Here is a 17,006-nt window from a genome sequence, read left to right as displayed (position 1 = left end):
CACGGCGGTTGGACAGCGATTTGGCCGGCGTCGGCAAAAGCCGGGAGCCCGGCCCCTGTACGGGGCCGGGCTCGCGGGATGGTCCAGGTACTACTGCTTGCGGTGGATCAGAACGCGGCCGCGGTGTAGACGGCCGCCCGGGAGACCGCGGTGACGCCGGCAACGTTGGTGGTGCCACCCGTCAGGATGCGGATGTTGTACCCACCGGAGTTGACGCCGGTGAGGTCGGGCAGCTGGCAGGTGAGCTCGGTGTCGCTGACGACCTGGACCGTGTCGCAGACCTTCGGCGCCGTACCACCGGTGGTGATGTTGCTGTTCGTGGTGGTGCCGGCGATGTAGCTGGAGGCCGCCGGAACGACCGCGACGAGCGACTTGGTGTCGGCGAACGCGGACGCCAGGTTCACGAACGACTTGTCCTTGAAGCCGACGCCGGTCAGCGTGATGACGTTGTTGTCGGCGCCGGAGCCCACGGCCGGGGAGACCTTGAGAGCGTCGAGGTAGCTGAAGGTGGCGCTCGAGGAGACCGAGCCACCCTCACCCGTGACCGTGATGGCCTTGCCCGTGCCGGTGCCGGCCGGAACCGTACCGGTCAGGGTGTCGTCACCGGCGTTGCCGGAGTCGGTGGTGCCGGTGCCCTTGACCACCTTGACGCTGGTCAGCGCCTTGCCGCCGATCGTGGCCGTGGTCTTGGTGCTGAAGTTCTCACCGGTGATGGTGATGGTCGAGCCACCGAAGACGGCGCCGGTGTTGCTGCTCACGCCGCCGACACCACCGAGGCTGCTGTTGATGACCGGAGCCTTGTAGAGCTTGAGCTTCGCCGAACCGACGACCTCGGTGCCGCCGGAGTTCTGCGCGCACAGGAGGATCGCGACACCCGCCGTGGTCGGGGTGAAGCTGGCGAGGCTCGGCGTCAGGAAGGTCGCCTTGGTGGCGGACACGATGTTGACGTTGGCCGGGGTGACGGCGATGTTCGCAGCACCCGTGATGGAGCTCATGGCCGTGCAGCTCGTGGCCGTCGTGAAGTACATCAGGTCGATCTTCGCGGTGCCCGCCGCGGTCTGGAAGTCCTTACCCGTCATCGTGATGACCTGGTTGGCGGCGGCGCCGACCGTCGCCACGTTGAGCTTCAGGCTCTGAACCGCGGCCTGCGAGGTGCCGGCAGCCGAAACCGTGCCGGTGACGGCGATGGCAGCAGCAGCCGCCAGGCCCAGGGCGCGCTTGGCGGTGAACTTGGGGGTGCGCATGCGTCTCCTCCGTGAGGGGGCTTCGGGGTTCCTCGTGAACCCCACCGGAATGCATATCGACGCGGAGTGATCGCATTTGACGCAGAGTTCTGGCCTGTCACCCGGACGGAGCACAGCCGATTGATGGCCGCGGGCACGGTACGGGGTGGTAGACGCAAGAGAACCTGAAGAGCGGTGCCAGAACTGCGGCAATCCTGAGCAAGCCTGGAGCATGCCCGCGCAATCGGGTGAGGGTTGGGCACCAGGCCCACTGATCACCCGGGCGGCCGTTCACTGAACGATCAACAACATGCACACTCGGTGATCATGAGCTTGGTTCCCCCTGATCGGCAGACCAGTCGCAGCACCACTCGCGGTCGACGAAACACCGCTCGCATCACTGTTTTTGCGCTGTCGATGAGCCTGGGTGCCGCGATGCTCGCGCCGGCCGCCAGCGCCGCCGGCGCCGCGTTCCAGCCGGCCGCCACCACCACCGGGACCCGGCCCGACTTCCGCGACAAGGGCACCGGGCTGAAGACGCCGCTCGAGCTCACCGTGCCGAACAGGGCCAGCATTCCGCTGCGCAGCGCGTCGAGCTACCCCGCGTCCGTGGACCTGAAGCAGTGGGCGGTTCCCGTCGGCGACCAGGGCAGCGTGGACTCGTGCGTGGCCTGGACCATCGGCTACGCCATGGCCGGCTGGTACGCGAACAGGACGGCCAAGGGCGGTCAGCCCTTCGCGCCGATGTACATGTACTCGCAGATCTACGTCGACGGCAGCAAGTCCGGCGGCGGCGGCGCGTACTTCTCCGACGGGTACAACAAGCTCGTCAGCCAGGGCATCGCCCCGAAGTCCAGGTACTCCGGCGACGACACCACCTTCCGCATCACGCCTTCCACGGCCGACAGGGCCGCCGCCGCGCCGTACGCGGCGAACTCGTACCAGACGCTCTTCCAGTCCACCAACGCCCTGGGCAAGACCAACGCGATCAAGGCGGCCCTGTCGTCCGAAAAGCCGGTGGCCCTGGGCATTCCGGTGTTCAACGAGTTCTATTACCTGGGCTACGGCGGCCATGACGCGGTCATGACCGCGGCCGAGGCCACCGGCGCGGACCTGGGTGGTCACGCGATCATGGCCGTCGGGTACAACGCCACCGGCGTGCAGATCCAGAACTCCTGGGGCACCTGGTGGGGATCCGACGGATACGCCACCCTCTCCTGGGATTTCATCGAGGCCAAGGCCCGCGAGGCCTACACTCTCGACGCCTTCGCCGACAACACGCCCGTTCCCGGTGACGACTCGGACGACCCTGTCGCCCCGAGCACGTTCAGCGTCGTCGGCTCGACGCAGCAGCCCGCCACCGGCAACGCCAAGCTCGAGCTGAGCACGACCGGCAACCTGGGTGCGAACGCCACCGAGTTCCGCGGCGCGAAGTACACGGCCCTGATCACCAGCACCGGCACCACCGGGGTCAGCACCACCCGCAAGGTCAGCCCGACCTACGTGTCCAGCACCCGCCTGCGCCTGGCCCTTCCGGCCGGGACGGGCGGAACCGACGCCACGATCCAGATCGTCAAGAACGGCGTGCCTGCCGGGTCGGTCACCACCTCGTACCTCGGGAAGGTCACCTCCGTGGCCTGGAAGCCCGACCCCCGGAACGGCACCCGCACCGGAACCGTCAGCGGCACCGGCCTTTCGAGGACGCAGGCCTGGAAGCTGAGCTCGGTCGGCGGAAACGGCCAGATCAATCTGCCGACCGTGATGTCGCAGGACGCCCTCGCCTCGGCCGCCGGCGGAGGAGTCTTCCTGGAGAAGGACTCCCGGGCCTTCGTGAAGCTGCCCGCCGACGTACCGGGCAACCCCGGCAGCTGGCGGGTCTCGTTCGCCGCGAGCAGTGGGGCGGCGTTCAGCCCGGTCAGCCCCGCGACCAAACTGGACGTCACGTACGTCGCCCCGAAGATCACCCGCCTGTCCGTCTCCGGCGCCTCCACCGCTGGTGGCACGTCCGTGACGCTCACCGGCACGAATCTCGCGGCCGTCGATCCGGACGAGGCCGGATCGGTCCTGCTCCGCCCGACGGACAGCAGCACCAACGGGGGCCAGGACGTCAACGTGACCACCACGTCCGTCAAACCGCTCCTGATCGAATTCACCGTGCCCGCCCTGCCTGCGGGCCAGTACCGGGTGGTGCTGAGGACCGGCATGGGCGAGACCGGCGACTCGGGCAGGGCCACCGACAAGATCGAGGCCGTGACGCCCGCCCCGTCGACCAGCGACACGGCGGCCGTCGTGGCCAGCGGCGGCAAGGTGGTGCTCACCGGCACCGGCTTCGGCAGCTCGGCCAAGGAGTTCTCGGCCCGGAGGATCACGGCGAAGGCCGGTAAGAAAAGCGTTACACTGAAGTGGTTTTCGGACACCACCGTGCAGGCGGCGATTCCGTCGGGCACACCCGGCCAGCAGGCTGACGTCATCCTGTACCGGCAGGGCGTTCCGGCTCCGGCGGTGAGCATCACCTACGGCGCCGCGATCACGGGTATCAGCAAGGCCGTTCTACCGACGAGCGGAGGCGCTGTACGCCTCACCGGCGTGGGTCTTTCGGGCACCTGGACGCTTCATCCGGTCGCCGAGGGCGCCGGCACCAGCCGCGACGTGAGCCTCACGCCGCTCCAGATCGACCCCCAGGGCACGTGGGCGACCTTCGCGATGCCGGCGGCGACCGAGGGCATCTACGAGGTTCGATTCACCGGCGCATCAAGGGTTTTCACGAGCAAGTCGGTGATCTCCTACTCCGACGTGGCCTGAGACTCACTCACCGCGGCCCCGCACCCTTGTCAGTGCGGGGCCGCAGTGTTTTGTAAGTGCTTATGAGACAACTGCTTTCACTCTTTAGGTGGTTCACGGACAGCGATCACTCGGGCACTGTTGGTGACAGAGCACGGGGCATCCTTCCCTCCGACGTTTCAAGGGGCAGAACCAGATGAGCACCACGCGTAACCGGGTCCTGGGTATCACCGCCGCCACCGCCCTCGGCCTCGGCCTGTTCGCGCCGGTCGCGAGCGCCGCCCCCGGCGCCTCGTTCGTGAAGGCCTCGGCCGGTCAGTACCTTCTGGCCGCGGACAGCCCGGCCGCGTTCTCCGTCGCCGACGCCTACCAGCTCGCCACCGGCAACGCGAAGCTCGAGATCACCGCGGCGTCCGGCACCACCCCGTTCGGCACGGAGGCCGAGTTCAAGGCCGGAAAGTGGACCGCCACGGCCACTCCCGCGGGTGCCTCGAACAGCCAGAAGCTCACGCTGACCTACGTCTCGTCGAGCAAGGTGCGCGTCGCGCTGCCGGCCGGAACCGGTGGCACCGCGTCCACCATCGATCTGCTGAAGGACGCGGAGTCGCAGGGCACCCTCGAAGTCACGTACGAGGCCAAGGTCAACAGTGTGTCCTGGAAGGTCGACACCACCGACGGCACGCGCGTCGGCACGATCTCGGGCACGGGCCTCTCCCAGATCGACGGCGTCTCCCTGACCACGCAGGTGGCCGGCGACTCGGCGAGCGCCGTCACCCTTTCCGCGGTCGCGGACGCCGCCACGCTCGCCACCTCGACGTCGGGTTACGTGGTGGTCAAGGACTCCCAGGTCCTGGTGAAGCTGCCGGCGGGCGTGACCGGCAAGGAAGGCACCTGGCGGGTGTCGCTCACGCCGAAGGCCGGGGTGCGGTTCACGACCCTCTCACCGGCGACCAAGCTCGACGTGAAGTACGTGGCCCCGAAGATCACCAAGCTGTCGGCGGCCGGGTTCAGCACTGCCGCGGCCGGCGAGATCACCCTGACCGGAAGCAATCTGGGGGTGCTCGGCGAGAGCGGCAACGGCGTCTACCTGCGACCGGCGGCAGCGGTGGACGCGACGGGAGACATCGCGGTGACGGTCAAGTCCGGTTCGCTCAAGCAGACCCAGGCCGTGCTGACGACACCGGTCAAGGCCGACGTGGCCGCCCTGACCGCCGGTGAGTACCGGGTCGTGCTCAAGACCGGCTTCGGTTTCAGCGCCGACTCCGGCAAGGCGACGGACAAGCTGCTCGCGGTCACCCCGGGTGCCGTCACCGCGGCCTCGAGCGCGGTTCTCGGTGGCGGCGGCAAGGTCAACCTCGACATCGCCGGGATTAACCTGGGCGCGACCGCCAAGGAGTTCTCCGCGAAGAAGGTCACGGCCACGACCAGCGTGACGGTGGGCGCCAAGACCACCTCCAAGACCGTCACACTCAAGTACGTCGACGCCGACACGGTCGAGGCCACCCTCCCCGCGGGCACCCCGGGCCAGACCGCGCCGATCACGATCTACCAGCAGGGCGTGGCCTTCTCGCCGGTGAACGTGAACTACGCGGCCGGGATCACGTCGATCAGCAAGACGGTGCTGACGACGGCGGGCGGTGACGTGAAGCTCTCCGGTGTGGGCCTTTCCGGAACCTTCAAGCTGCACAAGGTCGCGGACGGCGCCTCCACGACCAACGACATCACGGTGACACCGGCGTCCGAAAAGCTCGACGCCAAGGGCAAGTCCGCGACCATCACGGTGCCGAACACGGTGACGGAGGGCGTGTACCAGGTCGTCGTCACGCCGAGCGGCGACTTCAGCGGCGCGACGCAGCTGTTCACGAGCAAGTCGGTGATCAGCATCAGCAACAACGGCTAGTTCGCCAAAAGACCGGAGCCCGGCCCCCTCCGCGGGGGACCGGGCTCCGGGTGTTTCAGGTGGTCCTGGATCAGAAGGCCGAGACCGAGACCGTGGCGTCCTTCGAGACTCCGGTGAAGGCCGAGTTGGTCGTGGCCCCGGCGTCGATGACCTGCACGGTGTAGGCACCGGCATCCGCGGCGAGCGTGGTCACCTTGCAGGTGAGCGTGGTGTCGTCGACGACCTGAACAGCCACGCAGGGCAGGCTGTTCGCGGGTGCGGCGGTGTCGGCCAGCGCGGCCGTCACGCCGGCCCGGGCCAGCACGACCACGGACTTGTTGGCGGCCCAGGCATCGACGAAGCTCTTGCTGTCGAAGTCCGAACCGGTCACGGTGATGGCCCTGGTCACCCCCAGCCCGAGGTTGTCCGGGCTGACCTTCAGGGCCCCGACCACGGTGAACGCGCCGACCTCGGTGTCCTTACCACCCTCGGTCTGCACGACCACGTCCTTGGCGCCCGCCGTGCTCACCGGCAGAGTTCCGGTGATGGTGTCGTCACCAGCCGTACCGTCGACAACGCGCCCGGAACCGATCACGACCTTGGTCTTGGTCAGTTCCTTGCCACCGACGAGCACCTTGGTCTTCGGCGTGAAGTTCTCACCCGTCACGGTCAGGGTCGTACCACCCCAGGTCGGACCGGAGGTCACGCTGAGGGGCGTGGTGGTGTTGTCGACCGGAGCCAGGTAAACGGTGTACTTGGCCGTGCCGAGCACCTCGGTGTCGGCCTTGTTGTTCACACAGAGGAACAAGGCCTTGCCCCCGACAGACCCGGTCAGGGCCGGCGTCTTCAAAGTGATGTTGGTGGCCGACACATGGTTGATGTCAGCGGCCAGTACGAGATCGGCAGTCGGGGTATTGGTGCAAGCAGTGGCCGAGAAGAAGACCTTGCCGACCTGGTTCACACCGGCCGCGTTCTCAAAACCCTTACCGGTCACCGAAAGAATGCGGCCGGCGGTCTCTCCACCGGTCGAGTAGCTCAGCTTCAGCGACTGAGCGGCGGCCTGAGAGGAACTGGCGAAGGTCACGGTGCCCGCGACGGCCAGGGCAGCGGCAGCGGCCAGGCCAATGGCCCGCTTAGCCGTGAATTTGGGGGTGCGCATGCGATTCCTCCGCGAGAGGGCTTTCCGAGGCCCCACCTTGAGGCCTCACCGGGTTGCCTATCGACGCCCACCCCAACGGGTTGACGACACAAGCCACATGCTCACCCCTACGCATAGGTAGAACCACGCGTTGCAACAATTTCCCGCGTGAATTTGCGGAAGCAGCAACCCCTTTCGGGGGACACCCGGACCGAGATGTCCGAAGTCGACCGCGCGGCGTCACCAAATGCCGCCCGGATGGGCGACTTCCGAATGATCTTCGATATCGTGGCGTGGCCGCATGTCCCACCGCGGCACGAAAAGGCGGTCCCCGCCGGACAAACAAGAAATGCCCCCCGCGCCGGGCGCGGGGGGCATTCGCGACGTCTCTACATCAACGCACCGATCGGGCCGGTCGCGTCGATCGCCACCGGCCGCCGGGTCGGGCCCTGCAGCAGCCCGACCAGCTGGGCCACCGCACCGGCCGCCATCGCGGCGCCGGAGCTGGCCCCCACCGGCAGCACGTCGTCGAGCGCCGGGCGGATCGCCGCCGGGTCACCCGTGGCCAGGGCGCCCACGAACCGCACCAGCTGGGGCACCACCGCACCGGACACCGCCGAGCGCAGCAGCGCGGCGGAGATCGCCGTGGTGCGCCCGTCGGAACCGGCCACGCCGTCGGCCAGCAGACGGTGGGCCGTGGAGCGCGGCGCCCAGGCCGCGAGCGCGGCCAGCGCGCCGACGAGGGCGTCGTCACCGGCCGGGGTCAGGCCCGGGCCGGTACCGATCAGGGCCTCGAACGCGGCCGTCGTGTCGCCGGCCCGCAGCAGCTCCAGACCGGCCGCCAGCGGCTCGGCGGCGTCTTCGAGGAGCTGGTCGAGCAGGGCCGTCGGCAGCAGCTCGGGGGCCGGCGGCGGCAGCACCTGCTTGGACACGTTCGGGTTCCACCAGCGCAGCACCGGCAGGCGCGTGCCGGCCATCGAGACGGCACCGTGGCCGAAGACGATCGGGCCGGGGCTGACGGGGTCACCGTCGACCGTCACGGGCACCAGGTCGGCAACGCCGGGCGGCAGGGTGAGGCCGATGGGCAGCTGCACCGCGCCCGGGTCGAGCAGCGCGACGACGGCGCCCGGACGGTAACCGTCGGGGTCGTCGAGCACCGGATCCAGCTCGAGATAGACGGCACCGGAGACGATCGCACTCACCCGCGCCGGTCTCGCCGGACCGGCGAGCAGTGGGAACAGGGTCAGGCTCGCGGCCGTCATTTCTTACCTCCGAACGTCCGCGAAGTAACTCCACGGACAACAGCACGTCTGAGGAACGCTGCTGAAGCTACCCGACTTCGGCGACAGATCGGGCATCGAGATGTACAGACGCGCAGAGTCTGTCTCGTAGGAGCACGAGCCACCACGAGGGGCGACCAGTCGGACACGCACACGTACGTCAGAACGGGTGTGACGCGGGGGTTTTGTGAGGTTCGCGTAAAAAGAGCGCCACGCTTGGTGACGACCGCACCCCGGCCCTCCTACGCTTCGCGCAGGTAACGAGGAAAGGGGCCAGATGGCCATCGGATGGAAGCTGCACGGCGACGGCAAGACCCTCGCCCCGGGCGACGTCGTCGCACCGGACGAGCGGCTGCGCTGGGACCGCACCGTCGGGCTCGGAGCCCAGCACGTGGTGGCCATGTTCGGGGCGACCTTCGTCTTCCCGATCCTCATGGGCCTCAACCCCCAGCTCGCGATCATGATGAGCGGCGTCGCGACGATCCTGTTCCTGCTGATCGTGCAGAACAAGGTGCCGTCGTACCTGGGCACCAGCGCCTCGTTCGTGGGTGTGGCGGCCGCGATCCGGGCCCAGGGCGGTGACTCCTCCGACGTCACCGGCGCGATCCTGGTCTCCGGCCTGGTGCTCGTCGCCGTCGGCGTGCTGATCCACTTCGCCGGCTCCCGGATGGTCAACGAGATCCTGCCCCCGGCCGTGACCGGCGCCGTGGTGATGCTGATCGGCTTCAACCTGGCCCCGGTGGTCGCCGAGACCTACTGGCCGCAGGACCAGTGGGTGGCCCTGCTGGTGATGCTCTTCGTGATCGTGCTCAGCGTGGCCGTGGGCGGTTTCATCGGCCGGATCGCGATCTTCCTGGCCCTGGTCTTCGGCTACCTGCTCTCATGGGGCCTCGACCGCGTCTTCGGCCGGATCACGTCGTTCAACGCGGGTACCGGCGAGGTGGACACCCACTGGCGCGTGGTCTGGGACGGCGTCGAGAGCGCCTCCTGGTTCGGCTTCCCGGCGCGGACCACGGTCAGCCCGGACGGCCTCGAGGTCGCGGGCTGGCACACCCCCACCTTCTCCGCCGCCTTCATCCTGCTCGTGCTCCCGGCCGTGATCGCCCTGATCGCGGAGAACGCGGGCCACGTGAAGGCCGTGGGCGAGATGACGAAGACCGACCTCGACCCGATGATGGGCCGCGCCATCGCCGGTGACGGCGTGGGCACCGTGCTGGCGACGGCGGTCGGCGGCTCCCCCACCACCACCTACGCCGAGAACATCGGCGTCATGGCCGCCACCCGCGTCTACTCCACCGCCGCCTACTACGTGGCCGCGGTCGTCGCCATCCTCTTCGGCCTCTGCCCCAAGTTCGGCGCCCTGGTCGCGGCCACCCCGGGCGGCGTGCTCGGCGGCATCACGGTGGTGCTCTACGGCATGATCGGCCTGCTCGGGGCCAAGATCTGGATCGAGAACAAGATCGACTTCGGCAACCCGATCAACCTGGTGCCGCTGGCCGCCGGGATCATCGTGGCCATCGGCAACACCAGCCTGAAGGTCAGCGACGACTTCTCGCTGTCCGGCATCGCCCTGGGCACGATCATCGCGGTCGCCGGCTGGCACCTGGCCCGGGCCGTGGCCCCGGCGCACCTCAAGCAGCAGCTCAAGGCCGAACGCAGCTGAGCCCCGACGCGGGGAGGCGCCCCAAAAGCCCTCCCCGCGACGGCTCTCACAGCAGCTCCGCGTACCGGTCGAGCCGCCGCAACGTCTGCGCCTCCGGCGCCACGTTCCCCAGCCCCAGCAGCAGCCGGTGCACCCCCAGCTCCCGCACCGCCTCGACATCGCGCTCCGTGGCGTCGAGCAGCGTCGCGATCACCGGCACCGGGGCCGGCGAGGCTGAGGTGGCCAGTTCCTTCATCCCCCGCTCCAGCTCCGGGACCGGCAGCGCCACCGGCGCCATCCACCCGCTCCCCGAGCTCACCACCCGGCTGAACGTGGTCGGCCCCCAGCCCGCCAGCCAGACCGGAGGGTGCGGCCGCTGCACCGGCTTGGGCCACACCTGGATCGGCTCGAAGTCCACGAAACGCCCGTGGAAGGAAGCCTCGTCCCGGGTCCAGATCTCCTTCACCGCGGCCAGCCGTTCCATCAGCAGCCGGACGCGGGTGGCCGGGTCGGTGCCGTGGTTGGCGATCTCCTCACGCAGCCAGCCCGCCCCGGCCCCCAGCTCGACCCGGCCGCCCGACACCAGGTCGATGCTCGCCAGCTCCTTGGCCAGGTGGATCGGGTCGCGCTGCGCCACCAGGGTCACCGCGGTGCCGAGCCGCAGCCGGGTGGTCGCGACCGCGGCCGCGGTCAGGGTGACGAACGGGTCGAGGTTTCGGTAGTAGTCGCCGCTGAGCGGGTTGCCGTCGGGGGTCGGGGTCTCGAAGCGGCTCGGGATGTGCGAGTGCTCGGGCACGAAAAGCGATTCGAAACCCCGGTCCTCGACCTCCCGGCCGAGACGCGCCGGCGTGATCTGCCCGTCGGTGACGGGGGTGAAGATTCCGGTCAGCATGGCGGTACTCCCCAGGTCGTTCTCACTCGGCCGCCGCCACGGTAAACATTCACACCAGCGTCAAGGTCAACCCCGGAGCCGGAACCGCAGGGTCGTGCCCGGCGCCGCCTGGGCCGCCCGGTCGAGCGAGGAACGGGTGACGACGCCGATCACCGGATACCCTCCGGTGACCGGATGATCGCCGAGAAACAGCACGGGCAGGCCGTTTCCGGGCACCTGCAGGCTCCCGGTCGCCGTGCCCTCCGACGGCAGCTCCTGCGGGCGGCGGCGTTCCAGCGGCACCCCCTCCAGCCGCAGTCCCACCCGGTTACTGGTCGAGGAGACCTTCCAGGGCGTACGGACGAGGGTCACCAGCGCCGCTTCGGTGAACCAGTCGGCGCGGGGCCCGGGAACGACATCGAGCACCGGCTCACCGAGAATGCCCGGTGGCGCGACGAAATCCACCACCGGCACCGGTGAGGGCAACCCGACGGGCAGCACGTCACCCGCGGCCAGGGGCGAAGGTCCCAGTCCGGACAGCACGTCCGTGGAACGGCTGCCGAGCACCACGTCCACCATCAGGCCACCCGAAAAGGCGATGTAGGAGCGCAGACCCGCGGTGACCGAGCCGATCTCGAGCCTCTGCCCGGGCCCGACCCGCACCGCCGCGTCGAAGGCCGCCGGGCGCCCGTCGAGAATGACGGACGCGGGGGCACCGGTGACGGCGACCGTCACCGGTGCGGCTCCCTCCCAGACCAGCCGGGGCCCGCGCACCGTGGTCTCGAGAACCGCTGCGCCCGCGGCATTCCCGACCAGACGATTGGCCAGCCGGAACGACGCCCGGTCGAGCGCGCCCGACGGCGGCACCCCGAGATGGGCGCGTCCGGGCCGGCCCTCGTCCTGAACGGTGGTGAAGAGCCCTGGATCGAGCACGCGCAACATCAGCCGACCGCCCGGAACCGCACGGTCATCCCGGGCCGGATCACGGCCGGAGGATCCCGGGTCTCGTCCCACAACGGCACGTCGGTGGTACCGATCAGCCGCCAGCCCCCGGGACTGCGCCGAGGGTAGACGGCCGTGAACTGATCGGCCAGCGCCACCGACCCACCCGGCAGCGCCGCCCGCGGCGCGGCCCGCCGAGGCACCCGCAACGACTCGGGAACGCCGGTGAGATAGACGAAACCGGGTGCGAACCCGCTGAACGCGGCCCGGAAATCGGTCCCGGTGTGAACCCGCACCACCTCCGACTCCGAAAGCCCGCTCAGCGATGCCACTTCAGCCAGATCCGGACCGTCGTACCGCACGTCGATCGTGATCGTTCCGCTCTCCCCGGACTCGGTCACCGGCTCCCGCCCGACCTCCGCCAGCAGCGCCCGGAAGGCCGGGCCGGGCAAGGCATCCGACAGCACGACGAGCACCGTCGACATCCCCGGCACCACGTCGACCAGTCCGACACCCCGCCGCCCGGCCACGACACGCAGCGCCGCGGCCACCCGGGCCGGATCGGCCTCGGGCACATCGACGAGATAGCCGCGCTCCCCCGCCGGCCGCGCGATCAGCGACCCCGTCACGGGAGGACACCCGCCTCACACAAGTCCGCACCTCACCGGAGAAGAGAATATCGCCGGCGACCCGACCGGCCATCCACCACGGACCCCGGGCACGAGCTGTGTGAACAGCAGATCAATTATGTCCCGCCCAGAGCATTTTGCCCTTCCACGCCTGGATCGGACACACAGGGTCTGGATAGCTTGCCCCCATGAAGCCCCTCATCACGCGCAGAGGCGGGCTCACCGCGGCGATCACCGCGAGCACCGTCGCAGCAGCCCTGTTCGCACTGCCTTCGTCACCGGCCCAGGCCAGCGACGCGGCTGCGGCGAAGCACGACGCGCCCAAGAAGTCGAAGACCGTCGACCTCCAGATCCTGAGCTTCAACGACTACCACGGCCACCTCGAGCCGCCGACCGGCACCGACGGCACCGTCACGACCACCTCCGGCTCGGTCCTGGCCGGCGGTTCGGAGTACCTGACCAGCGAGCTCCGCACCCTCCGCAAGGGCAAGCCGCACTCGCTCACCGTCGCCGCCGGCGACCTGATCGGCGCCTCCCCCTCGATGTCCGGCCTGTTCAAGGACGAGCCGAGCATCGAGACGCTCAACAACATGGACGTCGACGTCTCCAGCGTCGGCAACCACGAGTTCGACGAGGGCGTGTCCGAGCTGCTGCGCATGCAGTACGGCGGTTGCCACCCGACCGAGGGCTGCTTCGACAAGGACGGCTACAGCGGCGCCGACTTCGAGTACCTGGCGGCCAACGTCGAGTACAAGGACGGCGTCAAGGTCACCAAGCCGAAGAAGGCCAAGACGTACGGCGACTGGTTCAAGGCCTCCACCGGCCGCACCGTGCTGCCCCCCACCACGATCAAGAAGGTCGACAGCGTCAAGGTCGGCTTCATCGGCATGACCCTCGAGGGCACGCCCGAGCTGGTCGCCCCGGCCGGGGTCAAGGACGTCACCTTCAACGACGAGGTCGCCAGCGCCAACCTGGCCGCCAAGGACCTTCGCAAGAAGGGCGTCGAGGCGATCGTGGTGCTGCTGCACGAGGGCGGCATCCCGCCCACCGGCGCCACCTACGACTACGACTGCAACTCCGGGAGCGCGGCCGGTATCTCGGGCCCGATCGTGAACATCGCGAAGACCCTGGACGCCAGCATCGACCTGGTCGTCACCGGCCACACGCACAACTCGTACAACTGCAGCATCCCCGACCCGAAGGGCAACCCGCGTCAGGTCACCAGCGACCTGTCCTACGGGCGCACGGTCACCGAGACCACCCTGAAGATCGACAAGAAGACCAAGGACGTCGTCCGCAACCAGGTGACCTCCAAGAACATCCTCGTCGACCGCGACCAGAAGCCGGCCTCGGACCAGACGAAGGCGATCGCCAAGTGGAAGGCCCTGGCCGCGCCCATCAGCAACAAGGTGATCGGTGAGATCACGGGCGACATCCAGCGCAGCGTCAGCCGCGACGGCGAGTCCAGCCTCGGTGACCTGATCGCCGACGCCCAGCTCGCCGCCACCCGGGCCGCGGCCGACGGCGGCTCGCAGGTCGCGTTCATGAACCCCGGCGGCGTGCGGGCCGACCTGACCTACGCCGGCTCCGCGGCCGGTGAGGGCGACGGCAAGGTCACCTACGGCGAGTCGTTCACGGTGCAGCCGTTCGGCAACCTGCTGGTCTCGATGGACGTGACCGGCGCGCAGCTCGACACCATGCTCGAGCAGCAGTGGACGACGCAGACCGACGGCTCGGTCAAGTTCCTGCACCTCGGCGTCTCGGACGGCTTCACCTACAGCTACTCGAAGGCGGCCGCGATCGGCAGCAAGGTGGACGCGTCGACCATCAAGCTGGGCGGCACGGCCGTCAGCCCGGCCAGCACCTACCGGATCACGGTCAACTCGTTCCTGGCCGACGGTGGTGACGGCTTCACCGTTCTCAAGGAAGGCACCAACCGGATCGGTGGTGGCGTCGACCTGGACGCCTTCAACAACTACCTGACCGCGAACAGCCCGGTCACCGGCCCGACCCCGAACCGGGTCACGCCGCTTCCCTGATCGTCCCCTCCCGGGCCGATGCCCCCGGTCACCTTCGTGGTGGCCGGGGGCATCTCGTGATCGGGTCGATGGTGGTCCCCAGTGGTGGCCGGGTCAGCCGGTCAGCGCGGCTCGGGCGGGCGGCCCGGGGAAGCTCCCTCGCCCAGCTGACGCTGCATCCACGCTGTCGTCAGCCACTGGCCCTTCTTGTAGCCGACGTTCTCGTAGAGCCCGACCGGCTTGAAGCCCAGGGACTCGTGCAGCCCCACACTCGGCTCGTTGGGCACCGAGATGACGGCCAGGGCCTGCCGGTAGCCGCGCTGCTCAAGACGCTCCAGCAGCGCCTCGTACAGAGCCCGGCCTCCGCCCTGGCGCTGCCGGTCGCGGGCCATGTAGACGCTGACCTCGCACGACCAGCGGTAGGCGGGGCGGACACCGAGACGGCCGCCGTAGGCGTAACCCACCACCTCCCCGTCGCGTTCCAGCACCAGCCAGGCGTGTTTCTCCATGGCCCGGGCGATCCGCCCGGCCATCTCGCCGCCCGTCGGCGGCATCTCCTCGAAGCTCAGCGTCGTGTCCCGTACGTACGGCTCGTAGATCGCGGCGCAGGCGTCCGCATCCCCGAGCGTGGCGTCACGGATCACGTGGTCGGTGGTCACATAGGGGAAGATATTGCTCGTGACCACCACTGCGCACCGGGTGACCTGGATCGCCCTGCCTGTAACAGTCATCACTCTGGCCTCCCTGAGCAGCCTGACGGCCTGCGCCACCCCACCGACAGCCTCGGCCGCGGAACGCGTGACCCAGGCCCAGCCGGTCGCCGCCGCGGCCTCGGCCCTCACCGTGGCCCAGGCCGTGGCGCAGCAGACCGGGGGCAGCCAGACCGTCCGCGGCTACGTCGTGGGCGAGCCGACCGGCACCGATCAGGTCAGACGCACGGGGTTCAGCGGTGACACCGCGATCGCCCTGGCCGACAGCCCCTCCGCCACCGACACCTCGGCCATGCTCTACGTGCAGGTGAGCAGCGCCTACCGCAGCCAGTTCGGGCTCAAGAGCAACCCGGGGCGGCTCGGGGCACAGCTCGACGTGAGCGGCTCCCTGACCGCCTACTTCGCTCACCCAGGTCTGAAATCGCCGACCGCGATGGCGGTTTCGGGTGCCGACCCGACGCCCACCGGAACCACCACGCCCGGGCCGACCACCACGTCCCCCATCGCGACCACACCCCCGAGCGGGGGTGACTACTACGCCGACGCGCAGGGCAAGACCGGCAACGACCTGCACCAGGCCCTGCACCAGATCATCTCGACCGACGCGCAGAAGCTGTCGTACGACGCGGTCTGGGACGCCCTGAAGGTCACCGACGAAGATCCGAAGAACTCCGGCAACGTGATCCTGCTCTACAGCGGCACCAGCCGGTCGAAGAGCCTGAACGGCGGTGACGCCGACGACTGGAACCGCGAGCACGTCTGGGCCAAGTCGCACGGAGACTTCGGCACCGCCACCGGCCCGGGCACCGACCTGCACCACCTGCGTCCCGAGGACGTGACGGTGAACTCCGACCGCAGCAACAAGGACTTCGACGAAGGTGGCAGCGAATCCGGTGAGGCCCCGGGCAATTTCACCGACTCCGACTCCTGGGAACCGCGCGACGCGGTGAAGGGCGACGTGGCCCGGATGATCTTCTACATGGCCGTGCGTTACGACGGTGGCGACGGTTTCGCCGACCTCACGCTCGACGAGAAGACCACCGGCGGCAGCGCCCCCCGTTTCGGGAAGCTCTCGACACTGCTGGAGTGGAGTGCCGAAGACCCGCCGGACAGCTTCGAGCGCAACCGCAACGACCTGATCTTCGAACGGTTCCAGCACAACCGCAACCCGTTCATCGACCACCCGGAATGGGTGAATGAGGTGTTCGCACAGTGACTTTCCTGCACTACACCGATACCGGCTCCGGCCCGTCGATGGTGCTGCTGCACGGCATGGGCGAGGGCGGCGCCAGCTGGGAGCCCCTGCTGCCCGCCTTCGAGGCCGGGTACCGCGTCATCAATGTGACCCTGCGCGGGCACCGGCCGAGCGAGTACCCGGGCGAGTACAGCTACCAGCTGTTCTTCGACGACGTGGTGGAGCTGCTCGACTCGCTCGAGGTGCGCGACGCGGTGGTGATCGGCCATTCCCTGGGCGGGATGGTCGCTTTCCGGCTCGCCGTCGAGCGGCCCGACCTGGTGGGCCGGCTGGTGGCGGAGGACGTGGCCCCGGGCCCGCCCTTCCCACCGCGCGAGCTGCCCGCCCGGCCCGCAGGCGACCTGCCCCTCGACTGGGAGGTGGTGGTGCAGATGCGTCCGCAGATCGACGCGGGCGACCTGGAGCTGCGCGAGCGCCTGTCCACGGTGAAGGCGCCGACCCTGGTGATCGGCGGGGGCGAGACCAGCCACGTGCCGCAGGAGTGGCTCGCCGAGGTGGTGGCCCGGGTGCCGGACGCCGAACTGGTGACGCTCGGCGGCGGGCACAGTGTGCACGACATGCTGCCGCGGGAGTTCACCGAGACGGTACTGGGCTGGCTGGCCCGCTGACTGTTCTTTTGACGGGCTCAAAACAAGGCG

General features: G+C 69.2%; 13 protein-coding genes. 6 read left to right on the top strand and 7 right to left on the bottom strand.

What is annotated here, in order from left to right; all coding sequences use genetic code 11:
- Positions 1-107: 107 nt before the first annotated feature.
- Positions 108-1,244 carry an IPT/TIG domain-containing protein gene (locus J2S57_RS11660; RefSeq protein WP_307241512.1) on the bottom strand — a complete coding sequence of 379 codons (1,137 nt, stop codon included), beginning with the start codon at positions 1,242-1,244 and terminating at the stop codon, positions 108-110.
- 396 nt (positions 1,245-1,640) lie between these two features.
- On the opposite strand from J2S57_RS11660, the gene J2S57_RS11655 reads away from it, so the two are divergent.
- Positions 1,641-4,025, top strand: a complete 2,385-nt coding sequence (locus J2S57_RS11655) for a C1 family peptidase (RefSeq protein ID WP_307241510.1) — start codon at positions 1,641-1,643, stop codon at positions 4,023-4,025.
- A 175-nt stretch (positions 4,026-4,200) separates the two neighbouring features.
- Entirely contained in the window at positions 4,201-5,904 is a 1,704-nt protein-coding gene (locus tag J2S57_RS11650) for a hypothetical protein (protein WP_307241508.1), read from the top strand.
- A 70-nt stretch (positions 5,905-5,974) separates the two neighbouring features.
- On the opposite strand, the gene J2S57_RS11645 is transcribed toward J2S57_RS11650, so the two are convergent.
- A complete protein-coding gene (locus J2S57_RS11645; protein ID WP_307241506.1) occupies positions 5,975-7,042 on the bottom strand; it encodes an IPT/TIG domain-containing protein in 1,068 nt (355 codons plus the stop codon).
- A gap of 368 nt (positions 7,043-7,410) precedes the next feature.
- Positions 7,411-8,283 (bottom strand): oxamate carbamoyltransferase subunit AllH family protein, encoded by an 873-nt coding sequence (locus J2S57_RS11640; RefSeq protein ID WP_307241504.1) that lies wholly within the window; start codon positions 8,281-8,283, stop codon positions 7,411-7,413.
- 295 nt (positions 8,284-8,578) lie between these two features.
- Between J2S57_RS11640 and J2S57_RS11635 the strand changes: the two genes are divergently transcribed.
- Entirely contained in the window at positions 8,579-9,964 is a 1,386-nt protein-coding gene (locus tag J2S57_RS11635) for a uracil-xanthine permease family protein (RefSeq protein WP_307241502.1), read from the top strand.
- Between the two features lie 46 nt (positions 9,965-10,010).
- On the opposite strand, the gene J2S57_RS11630 is transcribed toward J2S57_RS11635, so the two are convergent.
- The 3 genes from J2S57_RS11630 to J2S57_RS11620 all read right to left on the bottom strand — a co-directional run bounded on the left by J2S57_RS11630 (position 10,011) and on the right by J2S57_RS11620 (position 12,385).
- Positions 10,011-10,835 carry an LLM class F420-dependent oxidoreductase gene (locus J2S57_RS11630; RefSeq protein WP_307241500.1) on the bottom strand — a complete coding sequence of 275 codons (825 nt, stop codon included), beginning with the start codon at positions 10,833-10,835 and terminating at the stop codon, positions 10,011-10,013.
- 66 nt (positions 10,836-10,901) lie between these two features.
- Positions 10,902-11,756: a 5-oxoprolinase subunit C family protein gene (locus J2S57_RS11625; protein WP_370882459.1), complete on the bottom strand. Its 855-nt coding sequence runs from the start codon at positions 11,754-11,756 to the stop codon at positions 10,902-10,904.
- Positions 11,756-12,385: a 5-oxoprolinase subunit B family protein gene (locus J2S57_RS11620; RefSeq protein WP_307241496.1), complete on the bottom strand. Its 630-nt coding sequence runs from the start codon at positions 12,383-12,385 to the stop codon at positions 11,756-11,758. Before J2S57_RS11620 ends, J2S57_RS11625 begins: the two co-directional genes overlap by 1 nt.
- 188 nt (positions 12,386-12,573) lie before the next feature.
- On the opposite strand from J2S57_RS11620, the gene J2S57_RS11615 reads away from it, so the two are divergent.
- Positions 12,574-14,424 carry a bifunctional metallophosphatase/5'-nucleotidase gene (locus tag J2S57_RS11615; RefSeq protein WP_307241494.1) on the top strand — a complete coding sequence of 617 codons (1,851 nt, stop codon included), beginning with the start codon at positions 12,574-12,576 and terminating at the stop codon, positions 14,422-14,424.
- Between the two features lie 101 nt (positions 14,425-14,525).
- Here J2S57_RS11615 and J2S57_RS11610 read toward each other — a convergent pair whose 3' ends face one another.
- Positions 14,526-15,062 (bottom strand): GNAT family N-acetyltransferase, encoded by a 537-nt coding sequence (locus J2S57_RS11610; RefSeq protein WP_307241491.1) that lies wholly within the window; start codon positions 15,060-15,062, stop codon positions 14,526-14,528.
- 19 nt (positions 15,063-15,081) lie between these two features.
- On the opposite strand from J2S57_RS11610, the gene J2S57_RS11605 reads away from it, so the two are divergent.
- On the top strand, positions 15,082-16,329 hold the full coding sequence (locus tag J2S57_RS11605) for an endonuclease (RefSeq protein ID WP_307241489.1): 1,248 nt from the start codon (positions 15,082-15,084) through the stop codon (positions 16,327-16,329).
- Positions 16,326-16,976: an alpha/beta fold hydrolase gene (locus J2S57_RS11600; protein ID WP_307241487.1), complete on the top strand. Its 651-nt coding sequence runs from the start codon at positions 16,326-16,328 to the stop codon at positions 16,974-16,976. Before J2S57_RS11605 ends, J2S57_RS11600 begins: the two co-directional genes overlap by 4 nt.
- Positions 16,977-17,006 lie beyond the last annotated feature (30 nt).

The organism is Kineosporia succinea, from assembly GCF_030811555.1.
GTDB classification, from domain to species: Bacteria; Actinomycetota; Actinomycetes; order Actinomycetales; family Kineosporiaceae; genus Kineosporia; species Kineosporia succinea.
Note: the sequence above shows the minus strand (reverse complement) of the source record. Positions and strands in the feature narration are given on the sequence as shown.